Annotated in this window: 11 protein-coding genes; 1 reads left to right on the top strand and 10 read right to left on the bottom strand. The window is 64.6% G+C overall.

Features of this window, described 5'->3' with window-relative positions:
• Nucleotides 1-47: 47 nt before the first annotated feature.
• The 9 genes from ACLMAJ_RS16855 to ACLMAJ_RS16815 form a co-directional block, all read right to left on the bottom strand.
• Nucleotides 48-365 carry a hypothetical protein gene (locus tag ACLMAJ_RS16855; protein ID WP_412014641.1) on the bottom strand — a complete coding sequence of 106 codons (318 nt, stop codon included), beginning with the start codon at nucleotides 363-365 and terminating at the stop codon, nucleotides 48-50.
• 91 nt (nucleotides 366-456) lie between these two features.
• The gene (locus ACLMAJ_RS16850) at nucleotides 457-843 is read right to left on the bottom strand and encodes a WXG100 family type VII secretion target (RefSeq protein ID WP_412014640.1); all 387 of its coding nucleotides are present in this window, start codon (nucleotides 841-843) and stop codon (nucleotides 457-459) included.
• A 41-nt stretch (nucleotides 844-884) separates the two neighbouring features.
• Nucleotides 885-2,306, bottom strand: a complete 1,422-nt coding sequence (locus ACLMAJ_RS16845; protein ID WP_412014639.1) for a PPE family protein — start codon at nucleotides 2,304-2,306, stop codon at nucleotides 885-887.
• Between the two features lie 26 nt (nucleotides 2,307-2,332).
• The gene (locus tag ACLMAJ_RS16840) at nucleotides 2,333-2,656 is read right to left on the bottom strand and encodes a hypothetical protein (protein ID WP_412014638.1); all 324 of its coding nucleotides are present in this window, start codon (nucleotides 2,654-2,656) and stop codon (nucleotides 2,333-2,335) included.
• A 106-nt stretch (nucleotides 2,657-2,762) separates the two neighbouring features.
• Complete coding sequence (eccCa, locus tag ACLMAJ_RS16835; protein ID WP_412014637.1) at nucleotides 2,763-6,779, bottom strand: type VII secretion protein EccCa; 4,017 nt, start codon at nucleotides 6,777-6,779, stop codon at nucleotides 2,763-2,765.
• On the bottom strand, nucleotides 6,776-8,329 hold the full coding sequence (gene eccB / locus ACLMAJ_RS16830; protein ID WP_412014636.1) for a type VII secretion protein EccB: 1,554 nt from the start codon (nucleotides 8,327-8,329) through the stop codon (nucleotides 6,776-6,778). The genes eccCa and eccB overlap by 4 nt, the downstream gene beginning before the upstream one ends.
• A gap of 111 nt (nucleotides 8,330-8,440) precedes the next feature.
• Entirely contained in the window at nucleotides 8,441-10,201 is a 1,761-nt protein-coding gene (eccA, locus tag ACLMAJ_RS16825) for a type VII secretion AAA-ATPase EccA (protein WP_412014635.1), read from the bottom strand.
• Between the two features lie 522 nt (nucleotides 10,202-10,723).
• Nucleotides 10,724-12,448, bottom strand: coding sequence for a WXG100-like domain-containing protein (locus ACLMAJ_RS16820; protein ID WP_412014634.1), 1,725 nt, complete (start codon nucleotides 12,446-12,448; stop codon nucleotides 10,724-10,726).
• A gap of 27 nt (nucleotides 12,449-12,475) precedes the next feature.
• On the bottom strand, nucleotides 12,476-13,420 hold the full coding sequence (locus tag ACLMAJ_RS16815; protein ID WP_412014633.1) for a C40 family peptidase: 945 nt from the start codon (nucleotides 13,418-13,420) through the stop codon (nucleotides 12,476-12,478).
• 180 nt (nucleotides 13,421-13,600) lie between these two features.
• On the opposite strand from ACLMAJ_RS16815, the gene ACLMAJ_RS16810 reads away from it, so the two are divergent.
• A complete protein-coding gene (locus tag ACLMAJ_RS16810; protein WP_412014632.1) occupies nucleotides 13,601-14,638 on the top strand; it encodes a hypothetical protein in 1,038 nt (345 codons plus the stop codon).
• A gap of 191 nt (nucleotides 14,639-14,829) precedes the next feature.
• On the opposite strand, the gene ACLMAJ_RS16805 is transcribed toward ACLMAJ_RS16810, so the two are convergent.
• Entirely contained in the window at nucleotides 14,830-16,758 is a 1,929-nt protein-coding gene (locus ACLMAJ_RS16805) for a type VII secretion target (protein ID WP_412014800.1), read from the bottom strand.
• Between the last annotated feature and the right edge of the window lie 74 nt (nucleotides 16,759-16,832).

Here is a 16,832-nt window from a genome sequence, read left to right as displayed (position 1 = left end):
TGCCGCACCCGGATTTGGGTACGGAAGTAAACAAGGACCGCGCTGGCTCAGGCCTTGATACCCAAGAACCTGTTTCCCTGCTGAATGTCAACGTGCTCCATGGTGCCACCTTTGCTGGTGTGCTCTCCCATTTTGGAATTCAGTTGACTCACCTGGGTGTCATACGCATCGATCTTGGCTTTGAATGTCCTCATGACTTCTTGGTACCCGTCCGCGGACGAACCCGTGTAGTCCAGTCCCGCCATAAGGCTGGTGTAAAGCGAATGCAGATTTGCTGTATTCTGCTTCATCGCGGTCACGAGAGTTCCGAGACTCCCTGTGGCCGCCTCCGCGGCGGAGTAGTTGAAAGCAATGACTTCGCCCATTGTAATATCGCCTTTCGCTATTTGTCTTTATATAGAGACCGACACCATCATCAGGCGTCGAGATCGACTTCGGGACCGACCGATATAGAGGTCAGTACCAGCTGTTGAGGTCGGCCTTTCCGCCCACCGACTTCGCCACGCTATCGCTGGCCATGCCCGCACTCGCGCTATCGACGCCATCGGCACCGAACTGCTTGTACTCGGCCGCCGACGCGACGTCATGGGCATCAATCTTGACACCGGAATCGGTCAGTGCATCGACGATTTCCTGCAAGGTCGCGGCCAATGACTTACCCGAGCTGTGGGCCTGGCTCATTGTTTGGTAAATCGCGCGCCCGGTATCGCCCTTGACTGCGGCGAAGAGTTCGTCCTGGGCGCTGACCATACCATTCAGGTGACTCTCGAGCTCACCAAGGCATGACGTGCTGTTATTCGCCGCGGATTGCACCTTCGCGGGAACGACGTTTGTCCAACCCATTGAAATTTCCTCTCATAGACTGAATTCGGCCGCGGTGTAGATCACCGGGGACGCTCTGCGAGCAGTTGTGCCTGGTCCTCGTCGGCACGCTCGATAACACCGACCAAAACCGCGTCTGCGGCGATAAGGTCGTCATTACGGTCGGCATCGTCGTATTCGATGACACCGATGACAGGGGGTTGTTCCAGAACCGGCACGTCCAAGGATTCTCCAGGAACGAAGACCTTCGACTTCCTGTCGCGGTCCTTGTCGCGCCGCCTGCGCATATTCGCCTTGGGCGCCGTAGCCCCTCGCGGCGCAGTGCTGCGCGACGCGGGCGCGGTGCCCGAATTGATCGGTGAGGCACCGTATGCCGTACCCTGCCCGAGCGACCAGTTGGCAGGCATACGGAATCCGGTCGAGGCACCAGGCATGGACCCGATGCCGCCACGGAACATCCCCATAGCCACGGAACTACCCAGGCCGCCATTGAGTCCCGTCAGGGTTGGCGAGTAGGGCGATGTTCCGACGAAACCGTGATCGGCAGGGGAGCTCGCCCCGTCGGCCGAAGGATCGGCCAACGAGTCGTTCATGGAGGACGTGGCCCTGTCCAGATCCGATGCCGCCCGGTCCGCCTCGGACACCGGATCGGATGGTTGAGTGGGATCGGATGGTTGAGTGGGATCAGTGGTCTTGCCAGGATCGGTCGTCGAGTCGGTGGGCTTCGTATCGACCGGTTTTCCGTCGTTGGTGGTGGTGTGCGTGTCGTTCAGAGTCCGATTGGAAGTGGGCCCGACATATGGCTTGACCCCCACATCATTGAACATTTTCAACACGCCGGGATCCGATCCACCGGGTGTGATGGACGGCGGGACAGTCGGCGTCGGCATCCCGCTGAGCAGGGTTGCCGTCGCGCCCGCATAGCCGGTCATCACCAGCGTCGCCTCGATCCACAGCACGGTGTAGGCGATCTCGGCGATCGTGAGGGGTATCGCGGTCGCATTCATGTTCACGGCACTGGCGGCCGACAACGCCGCGATGGTTGCCTGCACCGCCAGGATCTCCGGAAGCTTCGGCATAGCACCGAATGCCGTCGTGTACGCACCCGCCGTGCCGGTGGCCAACGTCGCGGTTTGCGTTGCGACACTGGCCTGTTGCCGTAGCCATGTTGCGTGGTTACGGAAGGCCGCCTGCGCCTGCTGCGACGAAGGGCCCTGCCACGTGACGCCCATCGCGGTGGTCGAGCCATCCGAACTGCCCGCCGCCGCTGTCAGCCCCGCGGCCAATGCCGAGTACCCGTTCGCGGTATTCAGCATGGGCAACGCACCCGGGCCGAACGTGAGCCGGGCCGAGTTGATCTCCGGAGGTAGCGCGCCGAAAGCACAGGTGGCCGGAAGCTCGGCCATGGCCTCTACGGCCTTTATCATAGCTGACAGCACATTGTCCAGCGCGGCTTGCACCGCGAGGTCCACCCATGACGTCATGATCGGCTCCAACTCTGCTTACTTGGCTACACAGGGAAACCCGTGCCCTGGCAAGTGACCTCGACGCCGGCACCGGTATCGGTGGTGGCGTACGCGACACTCACCGGCACGAGCACCTCGGCGCCTTGCAACCATTTACTGATGGCGTCGAAGGTGGTGCCTAGGACCGCCGGTGCTTGAGTGCAGAACGCAGCGGACGCGCACGCGCTCACGTCATCGAATGCGGCAGGGATAGGTGCGGTCATAGGAGCAGCGGTGGTAACCACCGAGGTCAGCCCCGTTTCGGAGACGCAGTGCTGGGCTCCAGCAGCAGCGATGAGCTCCGTGACGGCTTCAAATGGGAGAGCCATTGAATTCTCCTAACGACTGATGCCGACTCTTATCGAGCGGTACAGAAAGAACGCTAAGCCATTCCCATTCTTGGGAACTCGGCTCGACCGTGACGCTGACCACGGATCAATCCTGTGGCGGTGCCCACGCGGATTGCACGAGTTCCCTTGCGGAAAGCAGCGGTTCGACGAGGATGCCTCGACCGACGGGCTGCTTGGTCGGCTTCACGTCACCGATGAGCATGCCGTCGAGCTTCGAACCATCCATGATCAGGCCCGACGAGTTCAGGTTCTTGATCTGGCCGAGCACGCTGTCGTACATCGCGGTATCGGCCTGTGCGATATTGCGCGCGACGATGACGTGCAGACCGGTGTCCCGACCGTCGACGATGATGTCCTTCAGTGGGTCGAGCGGATTACGCGCACCGCGCTGGGCGACCATGTGGTAGTCGTCGACAACCACGAAGATCTCGGGCCCGGTCCACCAGGAACGCTCCTTGAGCTGCTGCGAGGTGACGCCATCGGGTGGGCGGCGGCCACGCATCTTATCGGCGAACGCCGGCATGGCCTCGAGTACATCGCGTTCGCTGGTCAGGTATCCGATCGACTGTTCGTCCGAGATCGCGTCCATGTGCTGTCGGCGATAGTCGACGAGCAGCACCCGCGCTTGGTCTCGGTTGAACTGGCGACTGATCGACTCCAGCAGCGCCGCAAGCACAGTCGACTTACCGCACCCCGACGATCCGAGCACGACCAGATGGCTCGAAACGCCGAAATCGATTCGAGCAGGTCGCAAGTCGGATTCCCGAACCCCGAACGGCACCACAAGGCGTTGCGCCAGATTCGCCGCCTCTGGTATGCCCGCGCGCACCTCGTCCATGGTCACCTGAGCAGGCAGCAACTTCACTACCGGCGCTCGGCGACCCGGATAGGTCTGGTTGAGCTGCTCGACCGCGGCGATCAGACCCGCACCCGCGGAATCCGCTTCGCCCACCCCGTCGACACGAGGCAACGCGGTCAGCATGTGCAGAGCTTCGGCGGAGATGGAGCGTCCCGGCCGATCCGGCGGAATCGCGCTGACGACGTTGCGATGCGAACCGAAAACGGTATCGGTGAGATCGCCGAGTCGCATCTCCAGCCGGGTCTGCAACAGATCCTTGATGGCGGGCCGAATCGCCGCCCACCGCGAACTGCTGACCACCAAGTGGATGCCGTAGTTGAGGCCTTGCAGCGCAATCGATTCCATCAACGGCAGATACTCGTCGAAGAACGGCCCACTGACCGCGAAACCGATGTCCCAGCCGTCGACCACGACGAAGACGTCGCCGTGTTCGTCGCCGCGGGCGTTGAGTTCGGCCGATTCCCTCGGCACCGAACGCCGCCGCCGGAACTCTCGCATACCGTCGATGCCGAGGTCACTGAACAGTGTTTGCCTGGTTGCGATGAGATTGGTGACCAACGCGAAGGTGCGCCGGATTCGGTCGACCTCGCGCGAGGTGGCGACCGAGCCGACGTGCGGCACATTTCGTAGTCCGGTGAGGCCACCGGAGAAGTCGAGGCAGTAGAACTGCACCTGTTCCGGCGTGTGGGTCAGCGCGGCCGACATGACAAGGGTTTGCAGTGCGGTCGATTTGCCCGACTGCGGGCCGCCGATGACGGCCATATGGCCGCCGGCACCGGACAGATCGATGGTCCACACGTCCTGCCGCTGCTGGCGTGGCTTGTCCACGATCGCCAGCGACATCTGTAGCGATCCCGGATTGACGGTGCGTAGGAGTTGGTCCAGTGTCGGCGGCACGGTCAGCGGCGGCAGCCACATCTTGTGCGCCGGACGACCGTGACCGGCGAACTGCTGTAGGACCGTTTCCATCACGGTCACCACATCGCCATCGGACTCGGTGTCCGAAGCGACGTGTTCGGGCTCGGGGGCGACCACGGGCCGTACTTCGACGATATGCGTCGCGGTGAACTGCTGCGGCGGCCGATACCCACCGCCTGCCCTGCGCACCCGTTGCGCACTGGCCGTGGTGGCCTGCACCGGCGCCACATAGGGCGAACCGACGTACGCGGCCTGGAATCGTTGCAGATCACCCGAACCGACACGCAGGTAGCCCGCGCCCGGCTTTTTCGGAAGGTGATAGGCGTCCGCGGTGCCGATGGCGTCGCGCGAGTCACTGGTCTGGTTGGTACGCAACGCAATTCGATAGGAGAGGTGCGCCTCCAACTCGCCCATTCGGTTGGCGGGCACTTTCTGCGATGCGAGCAACAGGTGGATACGCAGCGACCGCCCGAGCCTGCCGATCGCGACGAACAGTTTGGAGAAGCTCGGATGATGTTCGAGCAGTTCGGCGAACTCGTCGAGGATGATCAGCAGCGTGGGCATCGGTGCGAGGTCCGCGCCTTGCTCGCGGGCCCGCTCGTAGTCCGCGACGCTGGCGAAGTTGCCCGCGTCACGCAGCAGCCTTTGCCGCCTTGCCATTTCGCCGTTGATCACGTCCTCCATACGGGTGACGAGATCGGCCTCTTCCTCCATGTTGGTGACAACGGCAGTCACATGGTGCAGCCGGTCGAAGCCGAGGAAGGTCGCACCACCCTTGAAGTCGACGAGCAGCAGGTTCAAGGCGTCCGGCGAGTGCGTTGCGATCGCCGAAAGCACCAGCGTGCGAAGGAATTCCGACTTGCCGGAGCCGGTAGCACCGATGCACATACCGTGCGGGCCCATGCCCTCCTCGGCGGATTCCTTGATGTCGAGATAGACAAGGCCGCCCGCGGGGTCATAGCCGAACGGGATGTTCAATCGCGATCGGTCGCTGTCGCGCCGCAGCGGCCACTGACGCTCGATACGGATGCTGCCCGGGTCGAGAACTCCGACCATTTCCTCCCATGACGTGCCGCCACTAGCCTGTTCGGCGGCTACCGCCTCCACGACCGTCGACAGGCGATAGGGCGAGACGCTGCGTGCCAGCGCCGTCATCCCGGCGCTCGAGAGCGCGTCGGCGAGACCGACTCGTCGCAACCCGCGCGCGCCGATTTCGTTCAGTGACCGGTCCTCGCCGATGGTGAATTTCAGTGCCCTCGGCAGGCTCTGCTCGGCGGGGCCGAGGCGCAGCCAGGTGCAGCCGTCGATACCCGAGATATCGCGATCGCTCGCGGGTCCGGGCACATCGACGATCAGCAGGTAATGCTTGCGATCCAGCGTTGGTTGCGAGTTCGCCGAGAAGGGGCCGCGGTTGAGACCCGCCAAGACCTTCATCCGCAGCTCCGCGACGGTGCGGTACACCATTCGACTCGACCCGATCGCGTCGGTTTCGTCCGGATGCTGGGTATGCGGCAGCCACTTGAGCCAGGACCACTCCGGGGCGTCGGGCTCCGACAATGCCGCGGCAATCGCGACCTGATCCGGACCGTGCAGCACCACGACCTCGGCGATCATGGCGCGCACCAGATCGGCGACCGCTACCGCGTCACCATCGATGCCGATCTGCGGCGCCGACAGCAGGTTGATCGCGACAGGCATCCCGCCAACGGTGGAGTACGCCTTCGCGAATCGAGTCACCTCGACCACGCCGACCGGATCCAGATCGGCGGTCGGCGCGGCCTCCGGCACGATCACGCGCACCTGGTTAGCGATTCTGCCGCGACCGACTCGAATGCGCAGGAATTGCGGACTGGCGACCTGCACCTCCCACATCCGCTTCCCGCCGATCAGCCGGGAGACCTCCTCCGGACCGGGGTGGGTGTAGCGCAGAAAGGTGTGCAGTTCCTCTTCCGCCTCGTGCACGGTCTTGCGATTGTCGGTGATGCTGCGTAGATAGTCCTTGCGTTCCTCATTGAGACCGGCCGCACCGCCGCCGCCACCGCCCCCGAGTCCGCCACCCATCATTCCGCCCATCCCCACCAGCATCATGATCGGGAACATCATCGACATCGGTGACATGGTCGAGGCGCCGCCACCGCGGAACATCATGACCATCATCCCGCCCATGGCAGCGACCATGACGACGGGCATGATCATTTTGAGCCGCGAGGGGGGTACCGGTTTGGGAAGCTCGGTCGGCGGTTGCAGGCGCAACTCGGTCACCGCGGGCGCTTTGGGGCCGCGCACCATTCGGGCCGGCCGGACGAATCGGCGGGTGGTTGTCATGACGGGCCGCCCAATCCCGCGACGATCTGGTTCGGCGTGATGCTGTCGTGCGCGAGCTTGGCGTTCTCCGGCGACAACGTCGGTCCCACCGCGAAAAGCGAGATGATGGGCCACGGCGCCGGGACCGGAGTGCGCAACGCCAGCGCCTTCAACGTCGCATCGTTTCCGGTCGCGATCTGACGGGCGTCGACACCGTAGCGAACACCGCTATCGGAGATCCAGTACAGCGATTCGCGCAGGGGCGACGCCGACTCCGCACCGGTCACCTGCACGAAACGCCCCGTATCGCGTGGCATGTACGCCGCGTCGGCGGTACGCCCTCCTGACGGCACCGCGGTGACGAGATCGACGGCTCTGCCCTGTTCGTCCTTCGTCAAAGGGAGCTGACGGCCGACAAGCAGTTCGGTGGCGGCATTCGGGTCGGTGCCGGTGCGCGACCAGTGCAAGCAGGTCACTTCCGACTTCACGGGATCTACCAGCCTGATCGGACGCGATGGGTAGGTCGCGGTTCCCGGCCATGAACCCGGGCGCAGATTCGTCGCGATCAAATCCGGTCCGACCGTCTTGGTGGCGGGCGCGCCCTGCGAGTCCGCGTTGCGGACCATGGCCGCCAGTACGGGACCCACCCGCACCACTCCCGACTGCGAAACCAGATAGTAGGACGCGCCCTGATCAGGGGCCGTGACAGTCAGAATCGAGCCGACCGGCGTCGTGAACCCCGTGCTGAGCGTCACCGCCTCGCCCTTACCCGGCACTTCCGGCACCCGAAGCGGCGGAACCTCCGGAATAGCGTTGATCAAGCCCTTGGACGCAGCCATCACCGGGGCGCTCGAGTCGATTCCCAATGCCAGCGCGACGGCCGTGTTCCTCAGATCAATGGCCGCGCGGACCACGCCTTTCTCGGCGTCTGTGTACACCAGCCAGGTGGTGGAGTCGTCACGCATCAACCGAGCCTCACCCTCGGCCAGCAGCCGGTTGGAGTCACCGTCGACGGTGAGCGGACCACCGATCACCGTGGTACGCACCGAGGATTCGCGCAACGTCGGCAAACCGGTCGCTGGGTCGATCGGCGCGGACGCACCCGTCTTCGCGGTATTGCACACCGACCACGAAGAATCCCGTTCGGCGTTGTCGACGATGATGCCGGGCGCACCGGGGATGCCGACCAATGGCCCACGTGGGTATTTCGACAGCTCGGCTTGCGAAACCGGCACCGGCTTGTCGGCACTACCGACGATGAGCCGGGCCGAGGTCAAGTTCAGCGCCGGATACAACCGGGGACCGATATGCACGAACAGGGCGCCGGTGTCCTTGTCGGAGATGATCTTCGCATCCGACACCTTCTTGGCGGGTTTGAAGAACGCCATGACCGCCGAGCCCGCGATGACAACGCAGACAATCGCGATGCCGATCGTCAACGCCGTGGAACGCCCGCGCTGCGGATCGTCGATCATCGAGGCATCTCGACGCACCAGCGCATGCTCGATACGACGCAGCAGAAACCGCCAACCAGATATCTGGTGTTTGGTCACCACCCGAAAGCGCGCCACCGGTTTTTGTTCCTTCCGCCGACCTGCGGACAAACGTATCCGCGGATACCGATCCAACCGTCACGTGACTTCCCAAGATTGGGAAGTCACCAGCAAATGGTCAGATTCTGGTCACACCCGAGCGGACGGTGACAGACCCTCCAGTGCGGTGCTGATGTCGAACGCATCGATCGTCATCAGTTCCTCGTCGGTCATCGAAACAACATCGACGTTGTCCCTTGTGAAACGGTAGTCACGCTCCGCCTCCGCGGATTCGACCACGTTACGCACGAAACGACCGTTGCCCGCCAGGTCGATCAGCCGCCTGCCGTTCTTGGTCTGCTGCGCCAACTCCTCGCAGCGGAGCCGCAACACCTCGCGGGCCTGTTCGGAGAGTATCGAATCCTTCTTGTGCGCAATGTGTTCGGCGATCCGCACGAGTTCGGGCGCGTCATAGCTCGCGAAGCGGATCCGCTTGGTGAAGCGGGAGGCGAGACCGTCGTTGGATGCCAGGAACCTGTCGATCTGATCCTCGTACCCCGCGATGATCACGACCAGCTTGTCCCGGTCGTTCTCCATGCGCGCCAGCAGCGTGTCGACGGCCTCTTTACCGAACGCGTCACCGCCGGAGAGTCCTTCTTGAATGAGCGTGTACGCCTCGTCGATGAACAGCACTCCACCCAGCGCAGAGTCGATGAGCGCGTTGGTCTTCGGGGCGGTATGGCCCAGATGGGTACCGACCATGTCGTTGCGGGACACCTCGACCACATCCGCGTTCTCGACGACGCCGAGCCCGGCGAAGATCTTCGCGATCACGCGAGCGATCGTGGTTTTACCGGTTCCGGGAGGGCCGGAGAAGATCAGATGCTGCGACTTCGAATCGACGGCGAGTCCACGCTTGGCGCGCACCTGGTCCATCAGCACACCGGACTTGAGGCGGTCGACCTGCTCCTTGACGGAGTCCATGCCGATCTGCGCTCGCAGCAGGTCGGAAGCCTCCGCGAGCAACGTGTCGCGTTCCTCTTTGGCGGCCGAGGCCGCGACTTCGGCCGGATCATCACCGGATGACGGGTCCCAGCGGTCGGTCCGCGAGGCGATGACATCTGCGGAGGCGACTTCGAGGCGGTAGGTCTTGTCTTTGACCGCGCGCTGCCATTCCTCGCGTTGCTGCCACAGCCCGGAGCCCTGCAAACCCTTGAGGATCTTGTCCGCGGTGTCGTGATCACCGCTGTGCCGCAACAGCATTCCGAGCAGGAAGTGCGCGTCCGCCCAGATGTAGGACAGGCTTCCCGAGGCGCTGTCCTCGACGATCCGCTGAGCCCGTGGCAGGGCCTCGCCCATCCGCCCCAGCTGCGCGAGCGCCTGGGTGGACATCAGTTCGGCCGCGATATCGAGCAGCCCGTCCTCGAGCGTCGGGCGTGCCTCGCGGGCGGTGAGCACATCCGTCCACCGCTTGGTCCGGAAAAATAGCGACATGCGCACGAAGTCGGAGACGTCGTCGCTTGGCACCTCATCGAGAATGGCTGAGGCTTCCTGCCATTCACCGCCCTGCGCGTACGAGCACGCCTGGGCGATCGAGATCTGGTCACGATCGGCCATCGCGACGCGCAGTCCGTACATGCCGATTTCGACCTGGCACCACAGCGCACGATCGACCAGTCCGGCGCGCTGCTGGTCACGATAGAGATTGTGGACCGAACGATAGACGCCGTAGATCACTTCCTCGGTGACCTCACCCGCCATGCCGCGCCCGAGCCAGGCATCGCACATGTCGGGATCGAGGTCGGTGGCAGCCCGGAACGCCGCGGCCGCATGTTGCTCGTTGCGCACACCGCCGGGGACTAATGCCAAGCTCTGTACCCCTGTGTAGAACGCGTCCTCGGCCGCTGACAATTCGGGCTTCCTTCCGCCGATTTCGCCTGATTAAAACGATAGTTACTGACGGCGCGACCCGTGCCGCATCAACTTCCCAACACTGGGAAGTTGGAAGATGCGCCCCGAATTCATTGACCGACATTGAACGTACCGTCACATGACGGTACGGTAAATACTGGAGTCGCAGTCATCCCACTTCTGACGACCCCCTTCCGGCGGCGGCTGGTGGCCGCAACCCGGCGACCAGCCGCCGCACTGAAAACAAGCCACCGTTGCGGCCGCAAAATTCTTACCGCTGATTGGGTGCACGCTATTGAACGCTCCGATATAAGCGGGTACAGTCAAAGACGGATCGCGGTCCCTCATCCCACGATCTGACCTTAAGAACAGTGGCCGGTAGCGCCGGCACGCCGCCGGCCACTGCAAGGTTCAACTCGGCCATTCGAGCCGACTCTCCCGGCACAACGGCGGTGAATCTCCCCCATACCGTTGTCGCGATCCCCTTCAGGCGCAAATTTCCATCACTGGGAACACATCTGTTCAGGCACCCGGCTTGGTCGGTGCCCGCTGCGGATCGGCCGCCTCCAATGCTGGTGCGGTAACTGTTGGCGCTGTCACGCGCGGTGGGCCGGATGCCACCGCGGCCTTATCGGGGGCGACCGCGTCGCGATCCTTTTCGGCGGCCTTCTCCTTGCGCGACTGTGGTGCCGGTCCGTCGGTCTTCGGCGCGAATACTACGGCCGCCGCGTCTGGTGTCCGGCCGGCCTTGGACCACGGCGTTTCAACGGGCTTCCGGTCCTCGGACGAAACAGCGCCCGATGGGCGAACAGCCTTGGGCCGCCGCGGCTTCGCGGACTTCCCGGACTTCGAGGTCTTCGACTTCGTGCGCGCCCACGGCGTTGCTCCGCCCGCCGCGCCACCACGTCCCGGCTGGGACGGAGCGGACGATCCAGCAGCCGGTGTCGCCTCGGACGACGCAAGCGGCTGATTGTCACCGGATGCGATCGGCTGCATATGTCCACCGAGCGCGACACCCGAGGAGTCGGTCGCGGCGGCAACCTGCACACCTGGGTGCCGGCCTTGCGCCTGATCCACTTCTCCCGGATGCACTCCCGGCCGACTGCCTGCGGCATCGGCCGGGGCACTCGCGGCCGGGCTCATCACCGTGTTCCGACCGCCGTCGCCGCGATCTACGGTGTCGCCGTGCGGCAAGGCTTCGCCAGGTGTGCCGCTGGATCGACCCGGCGTGGCGGAGGACTGGCCCGGCGCGTTTCCGGGTTGTGTTGCCTCGCCGGTCGATTGTCCCGCCTCGCCGGTCGGCTGCCCGGCCCCGACGGCGCGCTGGCCGGGAGCGCCGGTCGATTGCCGATCATCGCCCGAACCATTCGCAGTCGCGGGCGGCCGGGCGCTCACCTGTGGCCCAGTGGCCGCGGGTAGTGGTTGGTTCACCCGCGCAGTCGCCGAGGGTCCGATATCGGCTGATCCGATCGGTGCAGTCGGCGCGATCCGGTGTGTTGGTGTGGCCGAGTTCGGAGTCTCGTCGAATCGGACGGGTGTCGTGAAGTCCAGCGGCGCTACGCTTGCGGCGAAGGTCGCGGCATGCTGCATGATGTCGTCGGCGTGCTCGTCGAGCACCTTGGCGTAGCGCTGCACCTCGTCGGGATCGATCCGCAACGGTATCCCCGCCGAACCGTTGTCCGGCACACCGAGCAGGTTGCTCGCCGCGCCGTAGACCACGCCCTTGATCATTTCTTCAATGGTCTTCTCGAGCGGTTCGATCGCTTTTCCGATGACCTCGGCGACGATATAACCCACCAGCATCTGCTGCATCTGAGAGCAGATATTGCGCGCGGAGAGCCCGAGCGGGACAGTCATGGGCTGCATACCAGGGATGACTATCGCGCCGAGATACGACGCCGCCAATGCCGCGAGCTCAGCGAGTACCACCACCTTGACCACGGTGATCACCTCGGCCGCGATATCCAGCGCCTTCGCGACGAAGCGGCAGGCGCTGTCGAGGTCGGCCATATGGGTCGCGCTCATGTTTGCCCAGGTGGACAGCAGTTGCTCGTAGGAATATCCCGAATAGACCGAGCCCATATCGTTGATCACGCCGCTGGCCGATTCGTGCGTGTTCTGGACGTTGGTCGCGAAGGTGCGCACATGCTCCGCGAGCGTCTTCACGTCGTCTTCGTTGATGTCCGGATAGGGAACACCGACCATATTGAGGAAGAACACGACTTCGCTCGGAAGTTCTATCGCCACCCGGTCATCCCCTCCTCGACCGCTGGCTCAGAGCACCCGAACGACAATGGCATCACTGGACATTCGCGACCAACTGACGGTCGAGCCCGTATACGGCGCTTCGATGACCATGCCGTTGCCCGCCGCGAGCTGGACGTGCTCCGGTCCCCTCGTACTGAAGGAAGTGCCCGGGAACACCAGATCACCTGGCTGGACATCCCTCGGATCCACTCGGACCCCGCTGTAGATCTGCTCGTAGGTGGTGCGTGGCAGCACCACCTCCCCGTGGGAGGCTTGCGCGATCGCGTACTGGGTCAACCCTGAGCAGTCGAAGCCGCCGCCGCTCGGACCGACACTGCCACCACCACCCCACACGTACGGAGTCCCGAGCCAGGCGCTGGCGGCGCTCACCGCAGTGCTGCCTTTCGTCCCATCGGATCGGATGGCGCCGCGACGCTGCATCCGGGATGCCGAGGCCGATCGCGTTCGATTTCGACGACGGCGACGGGTTGTCGAGCGCTTGCGCACCCGTGCCGGTGGCACCGAGGGCGGCATGATCCGCGCCGCCTTCTGGCTGGCGTCGGCGGCGTCGGCGTCGACCCGTTTGGTGGCGTTGGCAATGGTGGTCTGTGCGGCATCGAGCAGGGCGGGTCCACTGAAGCGAGTATCGCCTACCGACGAGATCGCCCGCAGTCGCGCTTGGAATTCCGCGATCTGATCGTTCAAACGAGCGCGACCGCTGACCGTTCCGTCGGCGGACTCGCCGGCTGTCTTGTGCACGAGAGTGTCTTTGCCCGCGTGTGATTCGACGAGCGAGGTGTGCAGGCCACGCGCATCTGTGTAGCCGAGCGCTATCGCCCCCACGTTAGACTGCATGTCGGCCTCGAGGGCCTGTGCTACCGCCGCCTGACCTGCTCCGGGTTGGCCTTCGCCGTAGAGCCCGAGCAGCGATTGCAATACCCCATGCAGGTCATCAGTCAGTGTCTGAGCCATTCGACCGACTCGCCATCGCGCATCACCGACCGCCTTTCACATCCTGCCCGGACAAGTAGGGCCGCCTCGCAGTGGCGTCTTGTCGTCCCTGGAGGTACCTAAGTAGTTCAACTATGCAGCACTCCCCATGTTTGGGAAGCGACCACAATAAAAGGACTTCCAGAGAGGCGGTGCTGGCGCATGGCAGTGCAGACGGCTAAAACCGAGGCCGAATTAGCGGCGGAACTCGCTGCCAAGTCGACGCCGAAGCCATTGGCGAATACGGTCGGCAAGCACTACTTGCCAGTGGATTTGGATAGCCCACCGGGTGCGTCGGCCGGTCTCAAATCCTTCATCGCGATGGGTCAAGCCGCGATTCAATCGGCGGTCGACCTGCTCGGTCGCGGCACAACCAAGCCCCCACCCCAGGTGGAAGATCTGTTGCGGCCCGTCGTGTACGGACACCTCGGCGAAGGCAAACTGACCGATGGCTACAAAGAAGCCCTCAACATGGTCGAGACGCGTAAGAGTTCCTTGCTCACCTTCGACACCGAGGTCCTCAAGACTGCCATTGTGGTGGACGCGGACGCGGTCAAGACCCGGAGCGATATCAAAGGCATCGTCGACGACCTGAAAGCTCAGCTGAAGTCGGCGGGAAGCGCCACACTGAAGGCGCCCAAGGAATCGGCCCTGCTGAAGGCGGTAGCCACCGCCGTGGACAAGGTGTACGAACTGGTCACCGACGCCGCCAAGAGTAACGAGGAAAAGGCCAACGGTGACAGTGGCGGGAGCGGCTCCGGCGACACCGGTGGCGGGAGCTCCGGCGACGGGAGCGGCGCGAACGGTGGTAGCGGCGCGAACGGTTTGGCGAGTGCGCTACAGGCCCTCGCACCGATGGCGTCGATGATCCCGATGGCAATGATGCCGCTGGCCCAGATGGTGCCGGAACTGATCAAGCAAGACCAAGAGAACAAAGAAAAAGACCGCGAGAAAGAGGACGAGAAGCGGGAAGAGGCCAACCAGAACCAGCCCGCCGTTTCCGCGCCCGCTCCCGGCATCCCTACGACCGTGGCGGACCCCGGCGCCGCAGACCCGAGTGCCGGTATACCGGGCATACCGGGTATGCCGCTTCCGTCCGGCCGCAGAAATGCTCGTGGACAAACGCCGGGCTCGAACGTGCCCGTGAGCGACGAATCCGAACCGGTCGACCAGGAATTCGAGCCGGTCGCCGAGGCGTAGTCGAACGCGAAAATGCCGGTCGTCGTCGGACGACCGGCATTTTTATTTGTCACACCCCGCGCGCAATGGGTTCCGGCGCAATGGGTTCTGGGCCGGTGCGGCCCGGTTCGAATCAAGCGACACCGTGGCCGCGAAGGTTTTGCCCCGGCCATCTCGAGGTCGGGGCAAAACCTTCGCGCTCTCGGACGAGCTTACGACCGGTCGGTCGTAGCAGCCGGCGGGATCACCGGCGGCACCGTCGTCGGTGCGACAACGGCGCCGGGCGGCGGTCCCGCGATATCCGGAGCCGTCACACCCGGAGCCGTGACACCGGTGACGGCAGGCTGGACGGCACGCTCGGGAGCTGCCGTAGCGACCGGGGCGGGGACCGCCACGAACGCCGGATGATCCACGATCTGTTCGTGCGCGTACACGATGTCACGCAGGATCTGAGGTGTCGATTCTTCCGCGAGCAACAACACCAGCTCGTTGCATCGACGCTCGAACACCATGGCACGTAACGCCGCTACCTCGGCATCGACCCGCAGCTGTCCCAGTTCCACGCGGCCGACATCTACTCGCCGCGACAGCATCGACGCCGCGAGTAGATCGTCGGTGTCACGCAATTCGTCCCAGACCTGTCGCGGCACCGGCCGTCCTTCTCGCACATCGACCAGGATCCGTTCCCGCAGCTGACGAGATCCGGCCGAGTCGGCCGACGACGCCACGGAACGGCCGACCTGTGCGAGGGCGTCGGCAACCAGCTCGATGCTGCGCGCGCGCACCTGTGCCTCCGGTATCGACGCGATCTGGTCCAAGACCGTCGCCGAACCGGTCAGACCGAGTCGGTCGGTGGTGTCCGGCGTGGCCACGCGCAGGTCGACGTCGTAGCCGGGACCGACAAGTCCTTCCATCGCGACATCGTTCAGGCGCGAACTCAGGCCAGGATCGATCGGGCCGGATGAAACGATCGCCGACAGTTGGGCATTGGCCTTGGCGCCCCAGGCCAAGCCGAACTCCGCGAGGACGCGGGCCGGATCCGACACGCCTTCCCACGGCGACGCGCTGCCCTCGTCGTCACCGCCGAGCAATTCGTCCCACAGCCACGGCGTGGATACCTCACGCGGCAGGAACAGCCGCGCGGGCAGCCATCCCCTGCCCTCGTTCGAGGTGATGAACACACCGGGTCCCGCAGGGCCGCGCAGCACCGCGACCGCCCAGGCCATACCGACCGGGGAATCGACGGCCGCCAGCACGCCGGCGAGCAAGGTCCTGGCGAGCACCAGATCGTCGTTCACCCGGTCGCCGACCACATAGTCCGGCTCGGACGCCTTGTTCTTGGCCGCGGCGACCGCGGACCCGAACGGCGTCTGCACCGGCATCGGCATCCCGTCCGCCGTACCCGTCGCATTCGAAGCCGCCACCGCGCGGTCGTCCATCGGGGTGTAGAGCGGCGGCCCGGCAACGGGCGCGGCCCCCACACCGGACGTCGGAGCCGTCACGCCGCCGACAGGCGCAGTCGTGCCCGTTCCGGTCGGAGCCGCGCCGTTACCCGCGTGATCGGGAGCGGCACCGGCCGTTGCGGCGACACCGGGAACGCCTGGTGCACCTGATGCACCGGGGGATCCAGCGCCCGGGCCCCCGGCATTCGGCGCAGCGGGCGGCCCGCTCGTCTCCTGCGACGGCGGCGGCACGTTGGGGCCGGCGGCGACAGGGCTGGTAGCCGGACCGGCGGCCGGCGCGGAACCGTTCGGCGTCACGTCGGAAGGCTGCGTCGGACCGCTCGGAGCCGCACCGGGGGCGGGTTGCTGGTCCCGTGGCTGCGGTGCGGGATGACCGCCCGGCTCGATGGTCTGCTTGATGCTCGCTGCCATGTCGCGATCGTGGTCTTCATACGACTGCGCCGACCTTCGCAACGAATCGGCGGTGTTGTCATGTTCGACGGCCAACGCCTCACCTGCCCGCTGCCTGGCGTCGTAGTAGCGGATCAGCGCGTCGTGAACCGGAGCGGCGATCTTGCCGTAGGTGGGCAGGAACGTGGCGAGCCAATCGGCGGGCGGCTTCGCCCACTCACGAGTGTCACGAGCCACCTGGTCATGTTGATCGGCCAGCTGACGCAGCACTGTGGGGTCGATCTCCATACTGGTCACGCGCGATCAGTCCTTTCCCGCCATTGACCTCATCATTGTCGATCGTTCCCATCATTGGGAAGCCC

It is taken from the genome of Nocardia arseniciresistens (assembly GCF_046764875.1).
In the GTDB taxonomy this organism is placed as follows: Bacteria; Actinomycetota; Actinomycetes; order Mycobacteriales; family Mycobacteriaceae; genus Nocardia; species Nocardia arseniciresistens.
The sequence above is the reverse complement of the archived record's forward strand: the minus strand, read 5'-3'. Positions and strand labels throughout refer to the sequence as shown.